The 23333-nt window shown below is 60.5% G+C and carries 19 protein-coding genes; 4 read left to right on the forward strand and 15 right to left on the reverse strand.

From position 1 onward, the window contains the following. Positions 1-200: 200 nt before the first annotated feature. Together AC1MEW_RS00305 and AC1MEW_RS00310 are read left to right on the forward strand one after the other, a co-directional pair. Entirely contained in the window at positions 201-1211 is a 1011-nt protein-coding gene (locus tag AC1MEW_RS00305; protein ID WP_480425117.1) for an extracellular solute-binding protein, read from the forward strand. Next, positions 1211-2776 carry an ABC transporter permease gene (locus AC1MEW_RS00310; RefSeq protein WP_480425119.1) on the forward strand — a complete coding sequence of 522 codons (1566 nt, stop codon included), beginning with the start codon at positions 1211-1213 and terminating at the stop codon, positions 2774-2776. Before AC1MEW_RS00305 ends, AC1MEW_RS00310 begins: the two co-directional genes overlap by 1 nt. 97 nt (positions 2777-2873) lie before the next feature. Here AC1MEW_RS00310 and AC1MEW_RS00315 read toward each other — a convergent pair whose 3' ends face one another. The 12 genes from AC1MEW_RS00315 to AC1MEW_RS00370 form a co-directional block, all read right to left on the reverse strand. Next, entirely contained in the window at positions 2874-4808 is a 1935-nt protein-coding gene (locus AC1MEW_RS00315) for a methyl-accepting chemotaxis protein (RefSeq protein ID WP_480425121.1), read from the reverse strand. A gap of 139 nt (positions 4809-4947) precedes the next feature. Continuing rightward, on the reverse strand, positions 4948-6240 hold the full coding sequence (locus tag AC1MEW_RS00320) for an adenylosuccinate synthase (RefSeq protein ID WP_010464193.1): 1293 nt from the start codon (positions 6238-6240) through the stop codon (positions 4948-4950). Positions 6241-6294: 54 nt separating this feature from the next. After that, positions 6295-7482, reverse strand: a complete 1188-nt coding sequence (locus tag AC1MEW_RS00325) for an ATP phosphoribosyltransferase regulatory subunit (RefSeq protein WP_201200135.1) — start codon at positions 7480-7482, stop codon at positions 6295-6297. Positions 7483-7797: 315 nt separating this feature from the next. After that, complete coding sequence (gene hflC / locus AC1MEW_RS00330; protein ID WP_201200133.1) at positions 7798-8667, reverse strand: protease modulator HflC; 870 nt, start codon at positions 8665-8667, stop codon at positions 7798-7800. Next, the gene (gene hflK, locus AC1MEW_RS00335) at positions 8667-9836 is read right to left on the reverse strand and encodes an FtsH protease activity modulator HflK (protein ID WP_201200130.1); all 1170 of its coding nucleotides are present in this window, start codon (positions 9834-9836) and stop codon (positions 8667-8669) included. The genes hflC and hflK overlap by 1 nt, the downstream gene beginning before the upstream one ends. Positions 9837-9932: 96 nt before the next feature. Next, complete coding sequence (hflX, locus tag AC1MEW_RS00340; RefSeq protein WP_201200127.1) at positions 9933-11234, reverse strand: ribosome rescue GTPase HflX; 1302 nt, start codon at positions 11232-11234, stop codon at positions 9933-9935. A 12-nt stretch (positions 11235-11246) separates the two neighbouring features. Further along, positions 11247-11507, reverse strand: coding sequence for an RNA chaperone Hfq (gene hfq / locus AC1MEW_RS00345; protein WP_007902656.1), 261 nt, complete (start codon positions 11505-11507; stop codon positions 11247-11249). Between the two features lie 93 nt (positions 11508-11600). Further along, positions 11601-12572 carry a tRNA (adenosine(37)-N6)-dimethylallyltransferase MiaA gene (gene miaA, locus AC1MEW_RS00350; protein ID WP_201200123.1) on the reverse strand — a complete coding sequence of 324 codons (972 nt, stop codon included), beginning with the start codon at positions 12570-12572 and terminating at the stop codon, positions 11601-11603. After that, positions 12572-14482, reverse strand: a complete 1911-nt coding sequence (mutL, locus tag AC1MEW_RS00355) for a DNA mismatch repair endonuclease MutL (protein ID WP_416195305.1) — start codon at positions 14480-14482, stop codon at positions 12572-12574. The genes miaA and mutL overlap by 1 nt, the downstream gene beginning before the upstream one ends. Then, entirely contained in the window at positions 14479-15909 is a 1431-nt protein-coding gene (locus tag AC1MEW_RS00360; RefSeq protein WP_274610060.1) for an N-acetylmuramoyl-L-alanine amidase, read from the reverse strand. The genes mutL and AC1MEW_RS00360 overlap by 4 nt, the downstream gene beginning before the upstream one ends. Continuing rightward, positions 15910-16380 carry a tRNA (adenosine(37)-N6)-threonylcarbamoyltransferase complex ATPase subunit type 1 TsaE gene (tsaE, locus tag AC1MEW_RS00365; RefSeq protein WP_201200122.1) on the reverse strand — a complete coding sequence of 157 codons (471 nt, stop codon included), beginning with the start codon at positions 16378-16380 and terminating at the stop codon, positions 15910-15912. After that, a complete protein-coding gene (locus AC1MEW_RS00370; protein ID WP_480425124.1) occupies positions 16368-17867 on the reverse strand; it encodes an NAD(P)H-hydrate dehydratase in 1500 nt (499 codons plus the stop codon). The genes tsaE and AC1MEW_RS00370 overlap by 13 nt, the downstream gene beginning before the upstream one ends. Positions 17868-17930: 63 nt before the next feature. Here AC1MEW_RS00370 and queG point away from each other — a divergent pair, with 63 nt between their 5' ends. Beyond that, positions 17931-18995: a tRNA epoxyqueuosine(34) reductase QueG gene (gene queG, locus AC1MEW_RS00375; RefSeq protein ID WP_480425125.1), complete on the forward strand. Its 1065-nt coding sequence runs from the start codon at positions 17931-17933 to the stop codon at positions 18993-18995. 20 nt (positions 18996-19015) lie between these two features. Here the strand turns inward: queG and AC1MEW_RS00380 are convergent, their stop codons facing one another. Beyond that, entirely contained in the window at positions 19016-19627 is a 612-nt protein-coding gene (locus AC1MEW_RS00380; RefSeq protein WP_201200116.1) for a trimeric intracellular cation channel family protein, read from the reverse strand. A gap of 209 nt (positions 19628-19836) precedes the next feature. Continuing rightward, positions 19837-20379 carry an oligoribonuclease gene (gene orn / locus AC1MEW_RS00385; protein WP_201200115.1) on the reverse strand — a complete coding sequence of 181 codons (543 nt, stop codon included), beginning with the start codon at positions 20377-20379 and terminating at the stop codon, positions 19837-19839. A 107-nt stretch (positions 20380-20486) separates the two neighbouring features. Between orn and rsgA the strand changes: the two genes are divergently transcribed. Then, positions 20487-21518, forward strand: a complete 1032-nt coding sequence (gene rsgA / locus AC1MEW_RS00390) for a small ribosomal subunit biogenesis GTPase RsgA (RefSeq protein WP_201115147.1) — start codon at positions 20487-20489, stop codon at positions 21516-21518. A gap of 764 nt (positions 21519-22282) precedes the next feature. On the opposite strand, the gene motB is transcribed toward rsgA, so the two are convergent. After that, the gene (motB, locus tag AC1MEW_RS00395; protein ID WP_201257196.1) at positions 22283-23332 is read right to left on the reverse strand and encodes a flagellar motor protein MotB; all 1050 of its coding nucleotides are present in this window, start codon (positions 23330-23332) and stop codon (positions 22283-22285) included. Position 23333: the final 1 nt, after the last annotated feature.

Consider the following 23333-nt stretch of genomic DNA (forward strand, 5'->3'; position numbering starts at 1 on the left):
GCCCCCTCCCCCTCCCGATAAACCTTATGATCCGGTTTTACGACTGCTTCGCAGCCGAACGGGAGCAAGCCCCCTCGCCACAAAAGCCCGCACTAGCCACCTTCGGCCAACCCTCTACCAGCCCGCAAGGCGCACTTGAGAAGCAATATCGTTTATCATTGTTGCAAGTTTTTGCAATGCGACAGTGAGGAACCCTGCGAATGATGTTTCGAAATACCCTGCGCCGCGGCCTGACCTTTACCCTCCTCGGCCTGGCACTCGCCACTCCCCTCACCCAAGCCGCCGACCCGGTATCCCTGACGCTCTATAACGGCCAACACAAGGAAGTCGGCGACGCTGTCGCCAAAGCCTTTGAAGCCAAGACCGGGATTCACGTCAATGTGCGTAAAGGCAGCAGCAACCAGCTCGCCAGCCAGGTCGTCGAAGAAGGCGATCGCTCCCCGGCCGATGTGATCTACACCGAAGAATCGCCGCCACTGAACAAGCTCGGCGAACAAGGCCTGCTGGCTCAGTCCGATGCCGCCACCCTCGCCGTCCTGCCGAAAGATTACGTCGCGGGCAACGGCACCTGGATCGGCATCACCGCCCGGGTCCGCGTGGTCGCCTTCAACCCGAAACTGGTCGATGAAAAAGACCTGCCGAAATCGGTCATGGAATTCTCCGATCCAAAATGGCAAGGCAAGGTCGGTTTCGTGCCTTCCAGCGGCGCCTTCCAGGAACAAGCCGTGGCGATCATCAAGACCCACGGCATGGACGCTGCCGAAGAATGGCTGACCGGCCTGCGCGCGTTCGGCAAGGTCTACAGCAACAACATGGTCGCCCTCAAAGCTGTGGAAAACGGCGAAGTCGCGACCGTGCTGGTGAACAACTATTACTGGTTCGCCTTGCAGCGCGAAAAAGGCCAGCTCGACTCGAAACTGCATTACTTCACTGGCGGCGACGTCGGCGGACTGATCACCGTTTCCAGCGCTGCCGTGCTGAAATCCAGCAAACATCCAAAAGAAGCCCAGCAATTGCTCGCCTACATGGCCAGTGAAGAAGGTCAGCGCGTGATCACCCAGACCACTGCCGAATACCCGCTGCACAAAGGCATGGAATCGGATCGTGGGCTCAAACCGTTCAGCGAACTCGAAGCCCCCAAAGTCACGCCAGCCGACCTCGGCAATGCCGAAGAAGCTCTGGATCTGGAACGTGACGTTGGCTTGAACTGATGTGCGCATCGCTATCCGCCCCCGCCGCGCCTGGGGGTTACGTGCCACGACGTAAACGGCCGTCGATCTGGCTGCTGCTGCCAGTGTTATTGCTGGTTGTGCTCAGCTTGCTGCCGCTAGCCTATGTCGGTCTCAAAACCTGGCAGGCAGGCTGGGCCGAAGCGCTGCATCTGCTGTGGCGGCCGTATGTGTTTGGCCTGCTGCGCAACACCCTGTCGCTGATGATTGGCGTGACCCTGGCTTGCGGCGTGATCGGCCTGTCGCTGGCCTGGCTGCTGGAGCGCAGCAACCTGAAGGGACGGCGACTGTGGGGCGTGATCCTGTGCTTGCCATTTGCGGTGCCGGCGTTTGTCAGTAGCTTTACCTGGGTTTCCCTCAGCGCTCATTTCGAAGGCTTGGGCGGGGCGATTCTGGTGATGACCTTGTCCAAGTATCCGCTGGTATTTCTGCCGGTGGCGGCGACGCTGCGCAATCTTGACCCATCGCTGGAAGAGTCCGCCCGCACCCTGGGGCTGAATCGCTGGGGCGTGTTTTTCAGAATCACCCTGCCACTGCTTTGGCCTTCCTTGCTGGCCGGTTCGCTGCTGATCGCGCTGCACATGCTGGTGGAGTTCGGCGCGCTGTCGATCATTGGCCTGCAGACGTTCACCACGGCGATCTATCAACAGTTCGAACTGGAATTCAGCAACGCCAATGCCGCGATGCTCTCGGCGGTGCTTCTGGCGCTTTGCCTGGTGTTGCTGTGGCTTGAGTTGCGCGTGCGCGGCAAGGGCCGACATGTACGCACCGGCCAGGGCGCGGCGCGGCATGCAGAACAGGTTCGACTCGGTCCTTGGACCTTCGCGGGACAGGCTTACTGCCTGGCGCTGGCGATCATCGGCAGCGGCATTCCGCTGGGAATGCTGGCGTACTGGCTGGTAGTCGGCTCGTCGGCAGCGTTCCCGGTGGCGGCGATCAGTGAAGCGTTGCTGTCGTCCCTGGCACTATCGCTGGGCGGCGCGGCGCTGTGCCTGATGCTGGCGGTGCCGGTGGGGTTGCTGGTGGTGCGTTACAAAGGTCAGCTGGCGATCTGGGCCGAGCGCTTGCCGTATCTGCTGCATGCGCTGCCAGGCCTGGTGATCGCACTGACCCTGGTGTATTTCGCCCTGCACTATGTGCCGGCGCTGTACCAGACGTCGATGCTGTTGCTGATCGCCTATGCGCTGCTGTTTCTGCCGCTGGCCCAGGCGCCGATTCGCACGGCGCTGAACAAGGCTGCGCCGCAACTGGAAGAGGCCGCTCGCACACTGGGTGCGTCGTCATTCAGCGCGTTTTGCCGAGTGACATTGCCGATCATTTTTCCGGCACTCGGCGCAGCGTTTGCGCTGGTGTTTCTGGATGCGATGAAGGAACTCACGGCGACGTTGCTGCTGAGTCCGACCGGGCTGAATACGCTGGCGACGGAGGTTTGGGCGCATACCGCGAATGTGGAGTTTGCGGCGGCGGCGCCTTATGCGGCGTTGTTGATTTTGGTGTCGGGGCTGCCGGTTTATCTGTTGACGACGCGGATGTATTTGAGCCGCTGAAAAGCTTCGCGGGCAAGCCTCGCTCCTACAAGGGATCGCATGGTCCTTGTAGGAGCGAGGCTTGCCCGCGAAAGCGTCAGACCTGCAAACAAAAGGCTTAAGCCCTGAACTGCCCAAGGCTCGCCTTCAATTGCGCCGCCAACCCATCCAGCACCTTCCCACTGGCCGTGGTCTCCACCACCGCCTGAGCCGCTTTCTCAGCCTGGGCATGAATGGTCTCAACCCGTCCACGCACGGCTTGCGCGCCTTGCGCCTGATGCGCCGCGGCCTGGGTCGCCAGACCAATCGCCGCATGCACCTGCTCAACCGACACCTGCACCGACTGCTGCAGCCGCGCACTGTCACGCAATACCAACAAACCTTCGCTGGCCTGACGCCCGGCCTGACCAATTGCCGCCACCGCCTCACGCGCACCTTGCTGCAAGGCCACGATGTGCGCCTGGATGTCGCCGGTAGAGCTTTGGGTCTTGCTCGCCAGCGCCCGCACTTCGTCAGCCACCACCGCAAAGCCACGACCGGTCTCACCGGCACGCGCCGCTTCGATGGCCGCGTTCAGCGCCAGCAGGTTGGTTTGCTCGGCGATCCCGTGAATCACCGTCAGCACCACTTCAATCTGTTCACTTTGCTGCGCCAGACGCTCGATCACCTTCGCCCCGGTGTCGACTTGCCCAGCCAACGCTTCGATCAAGCTACCAACCTTCGCCGAAGTCCGAGTGTTCTCGTCGGTCGCCGAACGGATGTCCACCACTTGCTGCAAAGCCGCTTGCATCGCATGGCTTTCAGTCTGAGCCTCATCAGCCATTTGCGACAACGCACGCAAGCTCTCGGCCACTTCATCACGCTGCATGCCGGCCGCCGCATCAGCCCCGGCATTGCGCAGGGTCATCGCGCCGATTTCCACACCAGTGCGCTGGGCCACGTCGCCCGCTTCACGCACGATTGGCTGCAACTTATCCACGAAGCGATTGACCGCCGCGGCCATGTCGCCGATTTCGTCCTTGCTGTTGATCTGCACACGCTTGGTCAGGTCACCCTCGCCCGCCGCCAAGTCATCCATGGCCGCAATCAGCATTTTCAGGCGATTGACCACTCGACGACCCAACACCACAGCCAGCAACAGCAGCACGCCGAAACCTACAATCGCCAAGCCCATGCCGATGCGCCAGCGCAAAGTACCCGCCGCTTCTTGCACGGTGCTGGTGGTGTTGGCCTGCATTTGCGAAGCCGTGGACTGCGCCGACTTCAGACGCGCGCCCATCGCCGCCGCGCTATCCGCCGCGGCGCCTTTGAGGCTATCGCCGACCAACTGATCACTGCTGGCGATCAGCGCCGAGAAGCGCTTGTCGAGAGCCGCCAAATCGACTTCCACCGACGCTGTGGAGACACCCATCAAGACCTTGCCGATTTCCACGCCATTGGGGCTGATTGAGGCTTCGAGGTAGTAGACCGATGGATCGTTCTTCGCCGCATCCAGCACTTTGTCCAATGCCCGCTCGCCCTGGCCCTTCTCCAGCAGCGCCTTGTTGATCGGGTTCTCGCGGTTCAAATAGCGCGTCAGATGCTGGCCGGTGGCGTCGTCGTAGATCACAAACAACACGTTCGGATTGCGCTGGGCCCGACGAGCGAATTCAGACAGGGTCGGAACGTCGCTGTCCCACATGGCACGAGGTGCGACCGAGGCCAGAAGCTGCGCCATGTCGTTGGCGGAGTCCTTCAGGTCTTTTTCCAATGTCGTACGCAACTGCGCCTGCTCATCCTTCAGACGCGAGGACAAACCGGCGGTAAGGCGCTGACGGGTACTGGTGGACAAGCTGTCCAGACTCGACGTGACTTCACGCCCCGCCTGCTCCAGCTCACCAGAGAGCTTTTGACTGTCGACCCCCAAGCGATTTCCAAGATCGGCTTCCAATGCGGTGACTGTGCTCCGAGTCAGAGCGACGGCGACCAGCACTTGCACCAATAGGGCGATACCAAGGGTAACGAACACGGGCCGCAGAAGACGGCTTTGTAACAGTGAGAGAATGGCTGACACGGGAATATCCCTCTGCTTTGACGCCATTAAATTGATGGCACGCCAGAAGGGATAATTACAGCAAAGGTTGTGCCGTCCTGCAGGCATAAACGACAAAGGCCCCAATTAAGGGGCCTTTGTGTTTTACATCAACGACTTATTAAGCGAACGGGTGACGCAAAACGATGGTCTCGTTGCGGTCCGGGCCCGTCGAAATAATGTCAATCGGCGCGCCGACCAACTCTTCGACGCGTTTGATGTAGTTACGAGCAGCTTGCGGCAGCTCTTCCAGGGTCTTGGCACCGACGGTGGATTCGGTCCAGCCTGGCATCTCTTCGTACACTGGCTCGAGGCCGATGTAGCTGTCGGCGTCGGTCGGTGCGTCGATCACTGCACCATCCTGGTTCTTGTAGCCAACACAGATGTTGATGGTTTCCAGACCGTCCAGCACGTCCAGCTTGGTCAGGCACAGGCCCGAGATGCTGTTGACGTCGATAGCGCGACGCAGGATAACGGCGTCGAACCAGCCGCAACGACGGGCACGGCCGGTGGTAGCACCGAACTCGTGGCCACGCTTGGCCAGGAACGCGCCAACGTCGTCGAACAGCTCAGTCGGGAACGGACCCGAACCCACGCGAGTGGTGTAGGCCTTGGTGATGCCGAGGATGTAATCCAGGTACATCGGACCAAAACCCGAACCGGTAGCGATGCCGCCCGCAGTGGTGTTGGAGCTGGTGACGTACGGGTAGGTCCCGTGGTCGATGTCCAGCAGGGAGCCTTGGGCGCCTTCGAACATGATGTCTTTGCCAGCACGACGCAGCTCGTGCAGCTCGGCGGTGACGTCGAGCATCATCGGCTTGAGCAGCTCGGCGTATTCCATGCACTCGTCGAGTGTTTTCTGGAAGTCGATCGCTGGCTCTTTGTAGTAATTGACCAGAACGAAGTTGTGGTAATCCAGCAACTCGCCCAGCTTGGCGGCGAAACGCTCACGGTGGAACAGGTCACCGATGCGCAGACCGCGACGGGCAACCTTGTCTTCGTAAGCCGGGCCGATGCCGCGACCGGTGGTGCCGATCTTCAGCTCGCCGCGGGCCTTTTCACGCGCCTGGTCCAGCGCAACGTGATAGGACAGGATCAGCGGGCAGGAAGGGCTGATACGCAGGCGCTCGCGCACCGGTACACCTTTCTCTTCCAGCTTGATGATCTCGCGCAGCAGAGCGTCCGGTGCAACCACCACGCCGTTGCCGATCAGGCACTGCACGCCTTCGCGCAGCACGCCCGACGGGATCAGGTGCAAGACGGTTTTTTCGCCGTCGATCACCAGGGTGTGGCCAGCGTTGTGGCCACCTTGGTAGCGCACTACGGCGGCAGCATGTTCGGTCAGCAGATCAACGATCTTGCCTTTGCCCTCATCACCCCATTGGGTGCCCAGGACTACGACATTCTTACCCATAACACTTGTCCTCATTCGCGCAAACTTGGTGCCGGCAGCCGCCGGCAGGAAAACTCAAGAAGCCAGCGGCAATACTTGCCAAAGCCCGTTCTGCTGAATCAATTGCCGGTCGCAGTCCGCTTCACGGGCGGCGGCCAATGGTTGCCCAGGCAACGCCTGAACGACACGCTGACCCTCACTGCGCAACTGACAAACCTGCTGCCAGAGTGCCGCATCCGTACTGTCAGGCATCCAGATACCGCCAGACGGTAGCTCGATCTCAGCACGCCCCAGGGTCACCAGGGTTTTTAAATCGGTAGAGAAACCCGTTGCCGGGCGGGCACGACCGAAGTCGGCGCCGATGTCGTCGTAACGACCGCCCTGGGCAATGGATTGGCCAACACCCGGTACGAACACCGCGAACACCACACCGGTGTGGTAGTGATAGCCGCGCAGTTCGCCCAGATCGAAGTAAAGCGGTAATTCCGGGAAACGCGTGGACAGACGGTCGGCAATCGCCAGCAAGTCTTCCAGCGCAGCCAGTACCGGCGCCGGCGCATTGGCCAGACGCTCACGGGCAGCGCTCAACACTTCACGGCCGCCACACAGGTCGACCAGCGCTCGCAACATGCCCGACAGATCGGCAGGCAGGCCTTCGGTCAAGGTAATGACCTCGTCGATAGCCTTGCGTTGCAATGCGTCGAACAATTGTTGCTCGACTTCACCGGACAAACCGGCGGCGCGGGCCAGGCCACGGTAGATGCCTACATGACCGAGGTCCATGTGCACGTCTGGCACATCGGCCAGTTGCAGCATGGCCAGCATCAGGCTGATAACTTCCACGTCGCTGCTCGGGCTGGCGTCGCCGTACAACTCGGCGCCCAACTGGATCGGGCTGCGCGAAGACGACAACGCCCGCGGCTGAGCATGCAGCACGCTGCCGGCATAGCACAGACGGCTCGGGCCTTCGCGACGCAGGGTGTGCGCATCGATGCGCGCCACTTGCGGCGTGATGTCCGCACGGAAACCCATCTGCCGGCCCGATTGCGGGTCGATGACCTTGAAGGTACGCAGATCCAGGTCCTGGCCCGCGCCGGTCAGCAGGGATTCCAGGTACTCGATATGGGGAGTCACGACAAACTCGTAACCCCAGCTCTGGAACAGATCCAACACCTGGCGGCGCGCTACTTCAATGCGCGCCGCTTCTGGTGGCAGTACTTCTTCGATGCCATCTGGCAGCAGCCAGCGGTCTACCGTTGCCATTACGCCATTCCCCTATGATCCGGGCGGCCAGCCGTTGGGCGAGCCTTGAGTGAAGCAGAAAATGATCGGCTCATGTGCAAACCACGCGCATGAACGACGTGGCGAAAAGCCTGAAACCGGCTTCGCCAATCACTTTCCTCGAAAAACCGGTCGAGTCATTCAACTCGGACGCCTGCCAAAAAACCGCAATCAAACGTGCAGACGCAAAAAAGCCGGGAATTTCCCGGCTGCCGCATCATACACACGTTTTCCCAAAGGATCACCCCGCCGCAGGTTTTAGCTGCCAGGCGGGGGATGATTCAGGTCAACGTTGTATCAAGGCTTGGACTTTTCCAGATAACGGAAGAAGTCGCTGCTTGGGTCGAGGACCATGACGTCGGTTTTGTTCGCGAAGCTTTCACGGTAGGCACGCAGGCTACGGTAGAAACCGTAGAACTCCTGATCCTGGCCGTAAGCCTTGGAGTAGATCGCAGCAGCCTGGGCATCACCGTCACCGCGAACCTCTTCGGATTCACGATACGCTTCGGCCAGCAACACGCGGCGTTGACGATCAGCGTCGGCACGGATGCCTTCAGCCAACTCGTTACCCTTGGCGCGGTGCTCGCGAGCTTCACGCTCACGCTCGGTGCTCATACGTTCGAACACACTGCGGTTTACTTCTTTCGGCAGATCGATGGCCTTGACCCGAACATCGACAACTTCGATACCCAGCTCTTTTTCCGCCATCTTGTTCAGCGAAGCGGTGATGTCAGCCATCAGCGCGTCACGTTCACCGGAAACCACTTCGTGCAGGGTGCGCTTACCAAACTGGTCACGCAGGCCCGATTCCAGACGACGGGACAGACGCTCGTCAGCAATCTGCTTGAGGCCGGACGTTGCGGTGTAGAAGCGCTCGGCATCTTTCACGCGCCACTTGGCGAAGGCGTCAACCATGACGGCTTTCTTTTCCAGCGTCAGGAAGCGTTGTGTCGGTGCATCCAGTGTCATCAGGCGTGCGTCGAATTTGCGCACCTGGTTAACGTAAGGCACTTTCACATGCAGGCCTGGCTGAACATCAGTCTGGACCACGCGACCGAACTGCAGCATCACCGCACGCTCGGTCTGAGCCACGATGTAGAAGCAGTTCCAGCCAACCAGCAGCACAACGACGCCAACGATCAGGGCGATCAGCGATTTATTGCTCATCAGCGGGTCTCCCTTGTGCGCGTTTGCGGCAAGTCAGTGACATGCGGCGCGACATCCGTGTTGCTATTGGCGGCGGCAGAACCGGTTACCGGCGCATTACCGCCTGAACTGTTCTGAATCATCTTGTCCAGCGGCAAGTACAGCAGATTGCTCTGGCCATTCTTGTTGCCGGTCACGAGAACCTTGCTGGTGTTGGTGAAGACTTCCTGCATGGTGTCCAGGTACAGACGCTGGCGGGTAACTTCGGGTGCCTTGCGATACTCGGCCACCAGTTTGGTGAAGCGATCAGCCTCACCCTTGGCGCGCGATACCGTTTCGTCACGGTAACCGTTGGCATCTTCAAGGATACGCTGGGCCTGACCACGGGCTTCCGGCACGACGCCGTTGGCGTAGGTTTCAGCCTGGTTGCGCGAACGCTGCTCGTCTTCACGGGCACGGATCACGTCATCGAAGGCTTCCTGGACTTCACGCGGTGCCGCTGCGTTCTGTACGTTGACCTGGGTGACGGTGATACCGGTGCGATAGGTATCGAGGAAGCGTTGCAGACGCTCCTTGATTTCGCTGGCCATCAACTCACGACCTTCGGTCAGGACCTGATCCATCGCGGTGGAACCCACCACATGGCGCAAGGCGCTGTCGGTCGCTTGCTGCAGGCTGATTTCCGGCTGATCGACGTTCAGCACGAAATCCTGCAGGTTGCTGATCTTGTACTGCACGGTCAGCGGCACTTCGACGATGTTCTCGTCTTCGGTCAGCATCTGGCCTTGCTTGGTGTACGAACGCTCGCGCGTCACGTTTTCCATGTACTTTTTATCGATCGGCGGGAAGTAGATGTTCAGGCCCGGGCCGACTGTTTCGTAGTACTTGCCGAAGCGCAGCACAACGGCTTGCTCCTGCTCGTCGACCACGTAGACCGCGCTGTACAGCCACACGGCTGCGAGCACGACCAGGCCGATGCCGAGCAGGCCGCCGAAGCCGCCACTCCTGCCCGAACCACCGCCGTCGTCACCACGTTTCTTACCACCACCGAACAACCCGTTCAGGCTTTCCTGCAGCTTTCGGAAGGCCTCGTCGAGATCCGGTGGTCCCTTGCGGTCGCCGTTATTGCGGCGCTTGCCACCCCAAGGATCCTGATTATTCGAGTTGCCACCCGGCTCATTCCAAGCCATAGCGCTCTCCATCTGATAAAGCAAAGACGCACCCACGGCGCGCCGACCAATGCTACAGAATGCCTGTCACCGCGGCACAACCGCTTTCTCAGGCTTTTATTGCAAAGTGTGTTGCTCGAGGAAATCCATCGGTTGCAGGCCTTCGCGGCTCACCAGTCGATTCAACTCGACCCGAGGCAAGCGAACGGCCAGCAGGCAGATGCCTTCTTCGTCGTGTTCTTCTTTCTGTACCGCGCCGAGCTCGAAAAACTGCGCACGCAGTCGAGCAAAGCGTTGCGGCAAGCGTAAGGTACCCACAAACAAATCACCGCCCAGCAACTCGGCAATGGCTTGCTCAAGCAATTCCAGACCACTTCCATCACGCGCCGACAGCCAGACCCGTTGGGGCTTGCCGTTTTCGTCGCGCTGGATTTGTGGCTCAACGCCTTCAAGCAAATCGAGTTTGTTATAGACCTCGAGGATCGGCAAGTCCTGGGCTCCGATCTCACCCAGCACCACCATCACCTGCTCAATCTGCAACATGCGATCCGGTTCGGCCGCATCGATCACGTGCAACAGCAGGTCTGAGTTGCTTGACTCTTCGAGCGTAGACCGAAACGCCTCGACCAGTTTGTGGGGCAAGTGGCGTATGAAACCCACAGTGTCGGCCAGGACAATCGGCCCCAGGTCGTCGAGTTCCAGACGGCGCAAGGTCGGGTCCAGCGTGGCGAACAACTGGTCAGCCGCGTACACGTCGGATTTCGTCACGTTATTGAAGAGCGTGGATTTGCCGGCGTTGGTATACCCCACCAGGGACACGGTAGGAATATCCGCACGCGAACGGCCGCGTCGCGACTGTTCGCGCTGACTGCGCACTTTTTCCAGCCGGCCCTTGATCTGTCGCAGGCGAACCCGCAGCAAACGGCGGTCGGTTTCCAACTGGGTTTCACCCGGGCCACGCATACCGATACCGCCACCTTGACGCTCAAGGTGGGTCCAGCCACGAACCAGCCGGGTGCTCATGTGGTCAAGCTGGGCCAGTTCTACCTGGAGCTTGCCTTCATGGGTACGGGCACGTTGGGCGAAAATATCGAGAATCAGACCGGTACGGTCGATCACGCGACACTCGAAAACACGTTCGAGGTTACGTTCCTGACTGGGCGTGAGGATGTGATTGAAGATGACCAGATCTGCCTTTTCGGCATGGACCAGGTCGCGCAGCTCCTCGACCTTGCCGCTGCCAATCAGGAATTTGGCGGTTGGCCGATGACGCGGCACGTTAAAAAACGCAACGGTCTCGGCGCCGGCCGAATTAGCCAACTCCTGAAACTCCTGCGGATCTTCGCGCGCCTCAGGGTCCTGTCCATCCAAGTGAACGAGGATCACTCGCTCACCACCACCGTGGCGCTCAAAGAACAAAGGAGACTCCTATCAGGCGTTACCTGGCTCAGCGTCACCTGCTTCGGATTCGGTTGCGCTAGGCAGACGAATTGGACGAACCGGCACCACTGTAGAGATAGCGTGTTTGTAAACCATCTGGCTAACGGTGTTTTTCAGCAGGATAACGAACTGGTCGAAAGACTCGATCGTGCCTTGCAGTTTGATCCCGTTGACCAGGTAGATGGAAACCCCAACTTTCTCTTTACGTAAAGTATTCAAGTAAGGGTCTTGTAGCGAATGCCCTTTTGACATGTGCCGCACTCCTTTAAGGATTCAATATAAAAAATAGGTAAACAGATGGCTTGAGCCGTCACACCCCCAAGGATAGACGGCAATTGCAAGGACTCAGCTCAATATGGAGATGGTCCCAAGGTATTTCAAGGCGCGCGGCAGATTGTCGCAATCGAGGCTGTCCAACCAGTGTAAATCAGCCCAACTGCGTAGCCAGGTGAACTGGCGCTTTGCCAATTGGCGCGTGGCAATGATTCCCCGCTCCTGCATCTCGGCTTGCGTCAGCTTGCCATCCAGGTAATCCCAGACTTGTCGGTACCCTACAGCGCGTATAGACGGCAACCCTGAATGCAGGTCACTTCTCGTACGCAGGGCTACGACCTCGTCGATGAATCCCTGTTCCAACATATTTGTGAATCTTTGTTTAATACGGGCGTGCAGTACCTGACGATTAGCCGGAGCGATGGCCAAGTTCGCGACAGTATAGGGCAATTGTTGCAGTCCCGAAGCGGCTGCTTCAGTACTTTGCGCAGATTGTCTGAGTCGCAGCTCGGTCATGCTCTGACCGCTGACACGATAAACTTCCAGTGCCCGACTGAGACGCTGGGGATCGTTCGGGTGAATTCGCGCGGCGGAGACCGGATCAATCAGAGCCAATTGATCGTGCAGGGCCTGCCAGCCAAGGCGTGCAGCCTCTTCTTCGATTTGCGCGCGAACCTCTGGATCGGCCGCCGGCATTTGCGCCAGGCCTTCGACCAAAGCCTTGTAGTAGAGCATCGTGCCGCCTACAAGCAGCGGAATTTTGCCTCGCGCGGTGATCTCGGCCATAGCCTCCAGAGCATCACGACGAAAATCCGCCGCCGAATAGCTCTGCGCCGGGTCGAGAATATCGATCAAGCGGTGTGGGAATTCGGCCAATAGTTCTTTGGAGGGCTTGGCAGTGCCGATGTCCATGCCGCGATAGACGAGCGCCGAATCGACGCTGATCAGTTCGCAAGGCAGGACTTTGGTCAGTTCGATAGCCAGATCGGTCTTGCCCGCAGCGGTCGGGCCCATCAGAAAAATCGCTGGAGGAAGCTGGCTCATCAACGACCGCGCAAGAACAGTTTGTCCAGATCGTCCAGGCCCAATTGGGTCCAGGTCGGTCGGCCATGGTTGCATTGACCGCTGCGTTCGGTGTTTTCCATGTCCCGCAGCAGGCCGTTCATTTCAGGCAAAGCCAAGCGTCGATTTGCCCGGATCGCGCCGTGGCAGGCCATGGTGCCGAGCAGTTCGTTCAGGTGCGCCTGAATCCGGTCACTGGTGCCGTATTCCATCAGGTCGGCCAGTACGTCGCTGACCAAGCGGTTGGCTTCCGCCTGCTTGAGCAGTGCCGGGATCTGCCGGATCGCCAGGGTTTCCGGACCAAGGCGCTGCAATTCAAAGCCCAGCCGCTGGAACCAGGCGATGTTCTCTTCGGCGCAATCGGCTTCGCGCTGGCTCACGGCCAGGGATTCCGGGACCAGCAGCGGCTGGCCACTCAGGCCTTCGCTGGCCATGGCGACTTTCAGGCGTTCGTACATGATCCGCTCGTGAGCGGCGTGCATGTCCACCAGCACCAGGCCTTGGGCGTTTTCCGAAAGGATATAGATGCCCTTCAGCTGCGCCAGCGCATAACCCAGTGGCGGAATGTCGTCCTGCCCGGCCGGCAGCGCTACTGCGTTGGCTTCGGGCAATGGCGCGAAGAACTCGCGGTAGGCCGCCTGGGCTTCCGCAACCGGCACGCCAGATTGAGGCCGCGGCGTGTACTGATACTGATATCCGGCGCCAGCACCCGAACCTGCCGCCGTATTGAACGACGGTTGCGCTTGCGGCTGTTCCAGCAAGGCATTGGCCGCCAGACGCATTTCGCCTTGCGGGCCGAACTCACCGGCATCGATGCCGGTAGGTCGGACGATGGCCGTCGCCACGGGTGCCGCCAGATGATCGTCCGGCCGCACATCGCCCAAGGCGCGGTGCAAGGTGCCGTAGAGGAAATCGTGAACCATGCGCCCGTCACGGAAACGCACTTCGTGCTTGGTCGGGTGCACGTTGACGTCAACGCCCGCCGGATCGACTTCGAAAAACAGCACGAACGTCGGGTGCCGGCCGTTGAACAGCACGTCGCGATAGGCCTGGCGCACCGCGTGGGCCACCAGTTTGTCGCGCACGGCACGGCCATTCACAAAGAAGTACTGCAAGTCTGCCTGGCTGCGGTTGAACGTCGGCAACCCGACCCAACCCCACAAATGCAGGCCATTGCGCTCGATTTCGATCGGCAGCGCCTGCTCCAGGAACCCCGCGCCGCAAATCGCCGCCACACGCCGGGCACGGGACGCATCATCATGAGCTTCGTGCAGACTGAGGATGGTCTTGCCGTTGTGGCGCAAATGGAACGCCACGTCGAATCGCGCCAAGGCCAGGCGTTTGATCACTTCTTGCAGGTGATCGAATTCGGTTTTTTCAGTCTTGAGGAATTTGCGCCGGGCCGGGGTGTTGAAGAACAGGTCCCGCACTTCCACCGAGGTGCCCACTGGATGGGCGGCCGGTTGCACACGGGGTGCCATGTCCCGACCTTCGGTTTCGACTTGCCAGGCCTGATCAGCGTCCTTGGTGCGGGACGTCAGGGTCAGGCGCGCCACGGAGCTAATCGACGCCAGGGCTTCACCGCGAAACCCGAGGCTCATCACCTGTTCGAGGTCTTCGAGGTTTCGAATCTTGCTGGTGGCGTGCCGCGCCAGGGCCAGCGGCAGGTCATCGGCGGAAATACCGCTGCCATCGTCGCGCACTCGCAGCAGCTTGACGCCGCCCTGCTCGACATCGACATCAATGCGCTTGGCGCCGGAGTCGAGGCTGTTTTCCAGCAACTCCTTGATCACCGATGCCGGGCGCTCGACCACTTCACCGGCGGCAATCTGGTTCGCCAGTCGCGGGCTAAGCAGCTCGATACGAGCGGTATTGGTCAGCGCCTGGTTCATTCTTTGGCCGCCAGTTCAGTGCCGGGAATGGTCAGGGTCTGGCCGATTTTCAGCTCATCGCTTTTCAGATTGTTGGCGCTGCGCAGGGTCGCCGGGGACACCTGATAACGCACGGCAATCATCGCCAGCGTCTCGCCCGGGCTGACGCGATGGTCTCGCGGCCCTTGGGCGATCTTGCCGGAATCACGCAGCCAGGCAATGTAGGTGCCCGGCGGTGGGTTCTGCTGGAAGAACTGGCGGACGCCGGCGCTGATGGAACGTGCAAGCGCCTGCTGATGGCTAGCTCCAGACAACTTGGTCGCTTCATTAGCGTTGGAGATGAAGCCGGTTTCCACCAGGATCGACGGAATATCCGGCGACTTCAGGACCATGAACCCAGCCTGCTCGACGCGTTGTTTGTGCAACGGCGTGACGCGACTAATGTTGCTCAAGACCTTTTGGCCAACGTCCAGGCTGGAGGTCAGGGAAGCGGTCATCGACAGATCGAGCAGCACGCCAGCGAGCATGCGGTCCTTGTCGTCGAGGCTGACGCTGCCGGCACCGCCGATCAAGTCAGAACGGTTTTCGCTATCGGCCAGCCAACGGGCGGTCTCCGAAGTGGCGCCGCGATCTGACAGGGCAAACACCGATGCACCAAAGGCTGCGGCGGAAGGCGCGGCGTCGGCGTGGATCGAGACGAACAGGTCGGCGCCTTTCTTGCGGGCGATTTCAGTACGGCCACGCAACGGGATGAAGTAGTCGCCGGTACGGGTCAGTTCGGCGCGGTAGCCCTTCATGCCGCTGATCTGGCGCTGCAGCTCACGGGCGATGGCCAATACCACGTCTTTCTCATGCTGGCCGCGAGAGCCCGAGGCACCCGGGTCTTCACCGCCATGACCAGCATCGATGACCACAACGATGTCGCGCTTGCCGGCCGGAGCTGGCGGCAGTTTCACCGGAGGATCGACTGGGGTGACCGGGACCGGAGCCACCGTCGCGACGTTGCTCGGCGGCGGCGGAATGGGGGCGGCGGCTTCGGCGCTATCGAACAGGTCGACCACCAGGCGATTGCCGTACTGGGCGTTCGGCGCCAGGACGAAGCTTTTCGGCGTGACGGCTTTTTTCAGGTCGATGACCACCCGCAAGTCGGTTGGCGTGCGCTGGGCCGAACGCATGGCAGTAATCGGAGTATTGGAGGTGTTGACCTTCAACGGCGCACCGAGGGTCGCGCCATTGATGTCGATGACCAGCCGATCCGGCGAAGTCAGGGTGAACACGCTGTGCTGCACAGGCCCCGAGAGGTCGAACACCAGTCGTGTGTTATCCGGTGCTCGCCACAGGCGAACGCTGTTGACCTTCGAATCGGCCACAGCGTCGACGGTCACCGCCAAAAACAACAATCCTACGGCAGCTACCATCGCGCGAAAGCGCATACCTGACCCCATCATTTAATTGGTTTCCAATGCCAAAGCGGCACACCACGACTCGCCACGCGAGCCTTGTGGCAAAATTTTCAGCGAACGCCCGCTGTCTTGCGGGCTAATGGTAATGGTCAGGTCGGGCTTTGGCAAAAACCCTGCACCCTTCTGGGGCCATTCGATCAAACACATGGCATCGTCGTCGAAGTAGTCGCGGATGCCGAGGTACTCCAACTCTTCCGGATCGACCAGTCTATAGAGGTCAAAATGGAAGGCCCGGATGTCGCCAATCTCATAGGGTTCGACCAGGGTAAAGGTCGGGCTTTTTACCGCGCCCACATGCCCCAAGCCACGGATGATGCCACGGGACAGCGTGGTTTTTCCCGCGCCGAGATCGCCCTCGAGAAAAATCAGGCCATGCCCTTGGGTGGTTTGCGCAATCCGCGCGCCAAACGCGGTCATCGCTTCTTCATCCGCCAGGTACAGGATTATTTCAGACACGGTGCTTGCTCCTCCAACAACTGACGAATGGCTGGGATCAGATCACTGGCCGCCAGCCCACGGCCCGATTTACCTTCCTGTGCACCGGCATTGGCGTGTAGCCAGACCGCCAGGCACGCGGCGTCGAACGCCGCCATGCCCTGGGCCAGCAAGGCACCGACCAGACCGGCCAGTACATCGCCCAGACCGGCGGTGGCCATCGCCGGATGGCCCTGATGACAAACTGCCAAACGCCCATCGGAGCTGGCGATCAGACTGCCGGCACCTTTTAGAACCACTACAGCTGTGTATTTTTTGCTCAATGCGTGAGCGGCGGCGGGACGATCCGCCTGAACTTCGGCGGTGGTCATGCCCAGTAACCGCGCCGCTTCGCCCGGATGCGGGGTGATGATGCAATCTGCGGGCAACTTCACCTGTTCTTCGGCCAGCATATTCAACGCATCGGCGTCCCAGACTTGCGGCAACGGCGCGTTGGCAGCAGCAGACAACAAGCTTTTGCCCCAAGCCGCCTGACCCAAGCCTGGACCGACGACTAACACGGACACCTTTTCAAGCAATCCCATGAGCTGATTAGCCGACGAAGTGCCCAACACCATGGCTTCAGGGATTCTCGCCAGCGCGGCCGGAACGTGTTCGCTGCGCGTGGCCACGGACACCATGCCGGCACCACTGCGCAACGCGCTTTGCGCGCTCAGCAGGATCGCGCCGCCAAAACCGCGATCACCGCCGATCAGCAGCACATGACCGAACTTGCCTTTATGCGAGGTTGGCGCCCGAGCGGCCAGGCGCGGCAGGTTACTCGCCGTCAGGCGACGGGCGCTGATGGCGGCACTTTCGATCAATTGCGGGTCAGCGTGCAGATCATTGAAAACCAACTCGCCCACCACGTCCGCCGCATCACCGGTGAACAGTCCCAGTTTCAGACCGATGAACGTCACGGTCAGATCAGCCCGAACGGCCGCGCCAAGCACGCGACCGGTATCGGCACACAGCCCCGACGGGATATCCACCGCCGCCACCGGCAGGCCGCTGGCATTGATCGCGGCGATGACGCTGGCGTAAGGCTCACGCACTTCACCGGCCAGGCCAGTGCCCAGCAGCGCATCCAGCATGATGCCGCGCAGTTCGGCGTTGGCGCTCCAGGCGTCGATCATTACTTTTTCAGAAACGGCTTCGGCATGGGCCAACGCCGCATCACCTTGCAAACGCTGAGGTTCACCGACCGTCAACACCCGCACCGTCCATCCGGCTCGCCGGGCCAGCACTGCGACTAGATAACCGTCGCCAGCGTTGTTGCCGTGACCGGCCAGCACCGTCAATTCGTTCGCGGTTGGCCACTGGCGGACCAGCGCACGCCAGGTCGCCCGGGCCGCACGCTGCATCAATTCGAAGCCCGGCGTGCCGGCCGCGATCAGGCTCGCATCGAGCCCACGCACTTGCGCGGAGCTGTACAGCGCGTCGGGTAAATCATCTTTAGTGTGCGGCATGCGTCTTCGGGCTCCGATGTCTGGCAGAATTATACGCATCTCAGCTCCGGTTTCTCTCGCCTCATGCCCGCTATTACTACAGACCTCCCCGCCCTGGCCCAATCCATCAAGGACTGGGGCCGCGAGCTGGGCTTTCAGCAAGTCGGCATCAGCGGCCTGGACCTGGCCGAGCATGAGCAGCACCTGGAGCGCTGGCTCGAAGCCGGCTACCACGGCGAAATGGAATACATGGGCGCCCACGGCAGCAAACGCTCGCACCCGGAAGAACTGGTGCCCGGCACGTTGCGTGTAGTGTCCCTGCGCATGGACTACCTGCCCGGCGACACGCAAATGGCGCAATTACTGGCCCAACCGGAAAAAGCCTACGTATCGCGTTATGCCTTGGGCCGCGATTACCACAAATTGATCCGTAAACGCGTGCAACAACTGGCAGAAAAAATTCAGGCCGTGATCGGCCCGTTCGGTTACCGCGCCTTCGTCGACAGCGCCCCGGTGCTGGAAAAAGCCATCGCCGAGAAGGCTGGCCTTGGCTGGATCGGCAAAAACACCCTGGTCTTGAATCGAAAGGCCGGCAGTTATTTCTTTCTCAGCGAACTGTTCGTCGACCTGCCACTGCCGGAAGACCCACCCCACGCTACCGAACATTGCGGCAGCTGCACCGCGTGCCTAGACATCTGCCCGACCAACGCCTTCGTCGGCCCGTATGTGCTGGATGCCCGGCGCTGCATTTCCTACCTGACCATCGAACTGAAGAGCGCGATCCCGGAAGACTTGCGACCGCTGATCGGCAATCGGGTGTTCGGCTGCGACGACTGCCAGATCGTTTGCCCGTGGAACCGCTTCGCCCGTCCGTCCGGCGAAAGCGACTTCAAGCCACGGCACAACCTGGACAACGCAGAACTGGCCGAACTGTTCATGTGGGACGAGGAGCGGTTTCTCAGCAGTACCGAGGGTTCGCCCTTACGCCGGGCCGGGTATGAGCGTTGGTTGCGAAATCTGGCGGTCGGCCTGGGGAATGCGCCGTCGAGTATTCCAGTGCTGGAAGCGTTGAAGGCGCGCAGGGATTACCCGTCAGAACTGGTGCGTGAGCATGTCGAGTGGGCCCTGAAACAACACGGACTGGCGTAGGACGCGGAACCGTGTGTAGATCAGGCTTCGTCGTTGTAGACGAACTTCGGCATTTCCCAGTGAAACCGAATCGCCAGCAAGCGCAGCAGAAAACCACCAAACAGCGTGATCAAAATTGCCTGTTCACCTGGTAATTCCAAGTAGATGCAAAGCATGTAGCACCACGCCGCCGCAAACGAGACGCTGGCGTAGAGTTCGCGGCGGAAGATCAGCGGAATGTCGTTGCAGAAGATGTCCCGCAGGATGCCGCCGAAAACCCCGGTGATCACGCCGCTGACCGACGCCACCAGCATGCCGTGGCCCATTTCCAGCGCCGTCATGCAGCCGATCAGCGTGAACGCGACCAAACCCACGGCGTCGAGCACCAGAAACAGCGAGCGCAGGTGACGCATCCAGCGGGCGGTGAAGACGGTGAACATCGCCGCGACCGAGGTCAGCACCAGGTATTCCGGGTGTTTGACCCACGTCAGCGGGTAGTGACCGAGCAGCACGTCACGCACAGAACCGCCGCCCAACGCCGTGACGCATGCGATCAGCACCACGCCAAACCAGTCCATGCCGCGACGGCCGGCAGACAAGGCACCGGTCATGGCTTCGGCGGTAATGGCGATCAGGTAGAGCATCAGCAACATGGTGGCGGTCCTGGCAGGAGGGCGCGCAGTCTAGCCATTTCGTGGCGGCACCAAAAGAGGGCAATCAGAAAGCCTGTGGCGAGGGGGCTTGCCCCCGTTGGAGTGCGAAGCGCTCCCCTGCATCCCGTCAGTCATACCGCATGCACAGGTTTACGACTGCTTCGCAGCCGAACGGGGGCAAGCCCCCCTCGCCACAAGACGCCGCCACATCAGAACTTGATGAAATGCTTACGGTAGTGCTGCAACTCGGCAATCGATTCGCGGATATCGTCCAGCGCCAAGTGAGTGCTGCCTTTTTTGAAGCTGTCACGCACGTCCGGCGCCCAGCGTGCGGCCAGCTCTTTGAGCGTCGACACGTCGAGGTTGCGGTAGTGGAAGTAGCTTTCCAGAGATTTCATGTGCGTATAAAGGAAGCGACGGTCCTGGCAGATGCTGTTGCCACAGATCGGCGACTTGCCCTTTGGTACCCATTTTTCCAGGAAGACGATGGTTTCGGCTTCGGCTTCGGCCATGCTGATGCGGCTATCGCGAACCCGTTGGGTCAGGCCCGAGCCGCCGTGTTGACGGGTGTTCCACTCGTCCATGCCGGCGAGGATCGCGTCGCTGTGGTGGATGGCGATCACCGGGCCTTCGGCCAAAGTGTTCAGATCACTGTCGGTGACAATGGTCGCCATCTCGATGATAACGTCGGTATCAGGGTTCAGACCGGTCATTTCCAGATCGATCCAGATCAGATTCTGCGGGTTTTGCATGTGTCGGCTCCTAGGCAATGCTGCGCAGTTTAGCCTAGGCAACCGGCCGGGCGTGCTAAACTCGCGGCCGTTTTACCTAATCGCTGCATTCTTGATACGGAACACCCATGGCCAAACGCCAACTCAATCGTCGTCAAAACTGGCGCATCGAAAAGATTCAGGGCGAACGCGCTGCCCGCGCCGCCAAACGCGAGTCCTCGGCTGTCGAGGCACTTGAGGGCGGCGACCTGGGTCCGGAACAGACGGGCCTGGTGATCGCGCACTTCGGTGTGCAGGTCGAAGTCGAAGCGCTCGACGGTGAGCTGGCCGGCCAAGTGTTCCGCTGTCACTTGCGTGCCAACCTGCCGGCGCTGGTGACCGGCGATCAGGTGGTCTGGCGTGCCGGCAACCAGGGCATCGGGGTGATCGTGGCGCAACTGCCGCGTAAAACCGAACTCTGCCGCCCGGACAGCCGTGGTCAGCTCAAGCCGGTTGCGGCCAACGTCGACATGATCGTCATTGTCTTCGCCCCGCTGCCTGAGCCCCACGCCAACCTGATCGACCGTTATCTGGTCGCTGCTGAGCACGCCGGGATTCGTCCACTGCTGCTGCTCAACAAGTTCGACCTGATCGACGAGCAGAACGCCCCAGCGCTGAATGCCTTGCTGGCGGTTTACCGCACGCTCGGTTACCCGGTGCTGGAAGTGTCGGCCCACCACGGCAACGGCATGGAGCAATTGCAGGAGCAACTGGACGGGCGCATCAGCGTATTCGTCGGCCAGTCCGGCGTCGGCAAGTCGTCGCTAGTCAACAGCCTGCTGCCGGAAGTCGAAACCCGCGTCGGCCCGTTGTCCGAGCTGTCCGGCCAAGGCACTCACACCACCACCACTGCGCGATTGTTCCACTTCCCCGGCGGCGGTGAGTTGATCGACTCTCCGGGCATCCGTGAATTCGGCCTCGGCCACGTCAGCCGTGCCGACGTCGAAGCCGGTTTCATCGAGTTCAACGACTTGATCGGTACTTGCCGCTTTCGCGACTGCAAGCACGACCGCGAACCGGGTTGCGCGTTGCTCAAGGCGTTGGAAGACGGGCGTGTGCAGCAGCAGCGGATGAATAGTTATCGGTCGATTATTGCGAGTTTGCCGGAGACTAGTTACTAGACCGGCACGAAACCTGTGGAGGCGGGCTTGCTCGCGAAAGCGGTATGTCAGTCAACATTGATGTTGAAGCTGATGGCCCCTTCGCGAGCAAGCCCGCTCCCACAGGGTTTAAGTGCTCCAAAAAAAGCCGCGATCATCTCGCGGCTTTCTGGTTTCAGGGCTCTGCTTTTTCCAGCGTCCAGCCCCGGCAAGAAATTTCAGATCGCGCCTACAACTACTAATCTCACCAGCAAACCGCTTCCAACAGGAAAACGCGACCCACCTGACAACCAGGTCGGCTATCAGGCCGCCTCGCGGTGCTGTTGCGGTGTTCGCCCCCTCGAGAGGCCGAGTGGAGGTTCTGCGCAGTGGGCAACCCGGCATGGATGCCGGGTTAGCCGCCCCCGGCCATGGATGGCCGATGGCGGCGGGCCCACGGAGCAGGACCGGAGCGAGGGCATGCCGAGCCTGGGCGAGGCACCGAACGAAAGGGGCAAAAGCGCTTGGTTACTTGGCGCTTTTCCAAGTAGCCCGCCGTAAGGGCGGAACCTTAGGCAGCCGTTACCGCAGAAACGGATATGTACACCATCCAAAAATAGATCGACTCGAAGGCCGCCATCGCGAGCAAGCTCGCTCCCACAATTGATCGATGTACATCTGCAAAAGACAGGTCGGCTACCAAGCCGCCTTCGCGGGCAAGCCTCGCTCCTACAGGGACCGTGCCCACGCTGAAAATGAAAGCAGCACAAAAAAGCCGACATCTCTGTCGGCTTGATTGTTGTGGGTCACTGCTTGGGCGGTTCCGCCGGTTTGGCCGGATCACCCGGCTTCGGCGCCGGATCTTCAAACAGGTTCAAACGCTCACGAAGTTCATGAGCCGGTACCGGTTGCTTGTCCGCAGGCACAGCATTCGGATCGACCGGTGTGGCCGGTGCCGGCGGTGCTTCACCCGGAGCGCCCTGCCCTGGTGTCGGCGCTGGTTCGGCACCTTGTGAACCTTCGATCGCGGCCTGAGCCTTCTTCGTCAGTACAACGATGTCGATACGACGGTTGACCGGGTTGAACGGGTGCTCCCGGTCGAACAACGCCGACGAGGCATAACCGACGACACGTGCAACTTGCGAATCCGGATAGCTACCGGCAACCAGCGCACGGCGAGCGGCGTTGGCACGGTTGGCCGACAATTCCCAGTTACCGAAATCACCAGTGCCGGAGTACGGCTTGGCGTCGGTGTGACCGCTGATGCTGATCTTGTTCGGCACCGCTTTGATGGTATCGGCCATGGCCAGCAGGATGTCTTCGAAGTACGGTTTCAGACGAGCCGAACCTGAGTCGAACATCGGCCGGTTATCCGCGTCCATGATCTGGATGCGCAAGCCGTTCGGGGTGATCTCGAACAGGATCTGGTCCTTGAACTTCTGCAACTGCGGGTTCTCTTCGACCTTGTTCTGCAGTTCTTGCAGCAGCAATTCCAGGCGTTCTTTCTCGACCTGTTCGGCCATGCCTTCGACCTGGTCGGTATCGACCGTCACCTTGTCCGGCTGCGGCTGGGATTTCACCTCAGGGTTGAGGGTGTTCTCCGGCGCCAGGGTCGGTGTGCCGCCCAAATCGATGATGTACGGCGTGCCGCTTTCGGAGAAGCCGACCGGGTCTTTGAAGTAACCGGCAATGGCGATCTTCTGTTCCGGCGTGGCAGTGGACAGCAGCCACAACACCAGGAAGAACGCCATCATCGCCGTCGCGAAGTCAGCGAAGGCGATTTTCCAAGCGCCCCCGTGATGCCCGCCAGCAATGCGCTTGACGCGCTTGATGATAATCGGCTGATTATTTTCCATG

The sequence above is a fragment of the Pseudomonas sp. ASL4 genome (genome assembly GCF_056680395.1).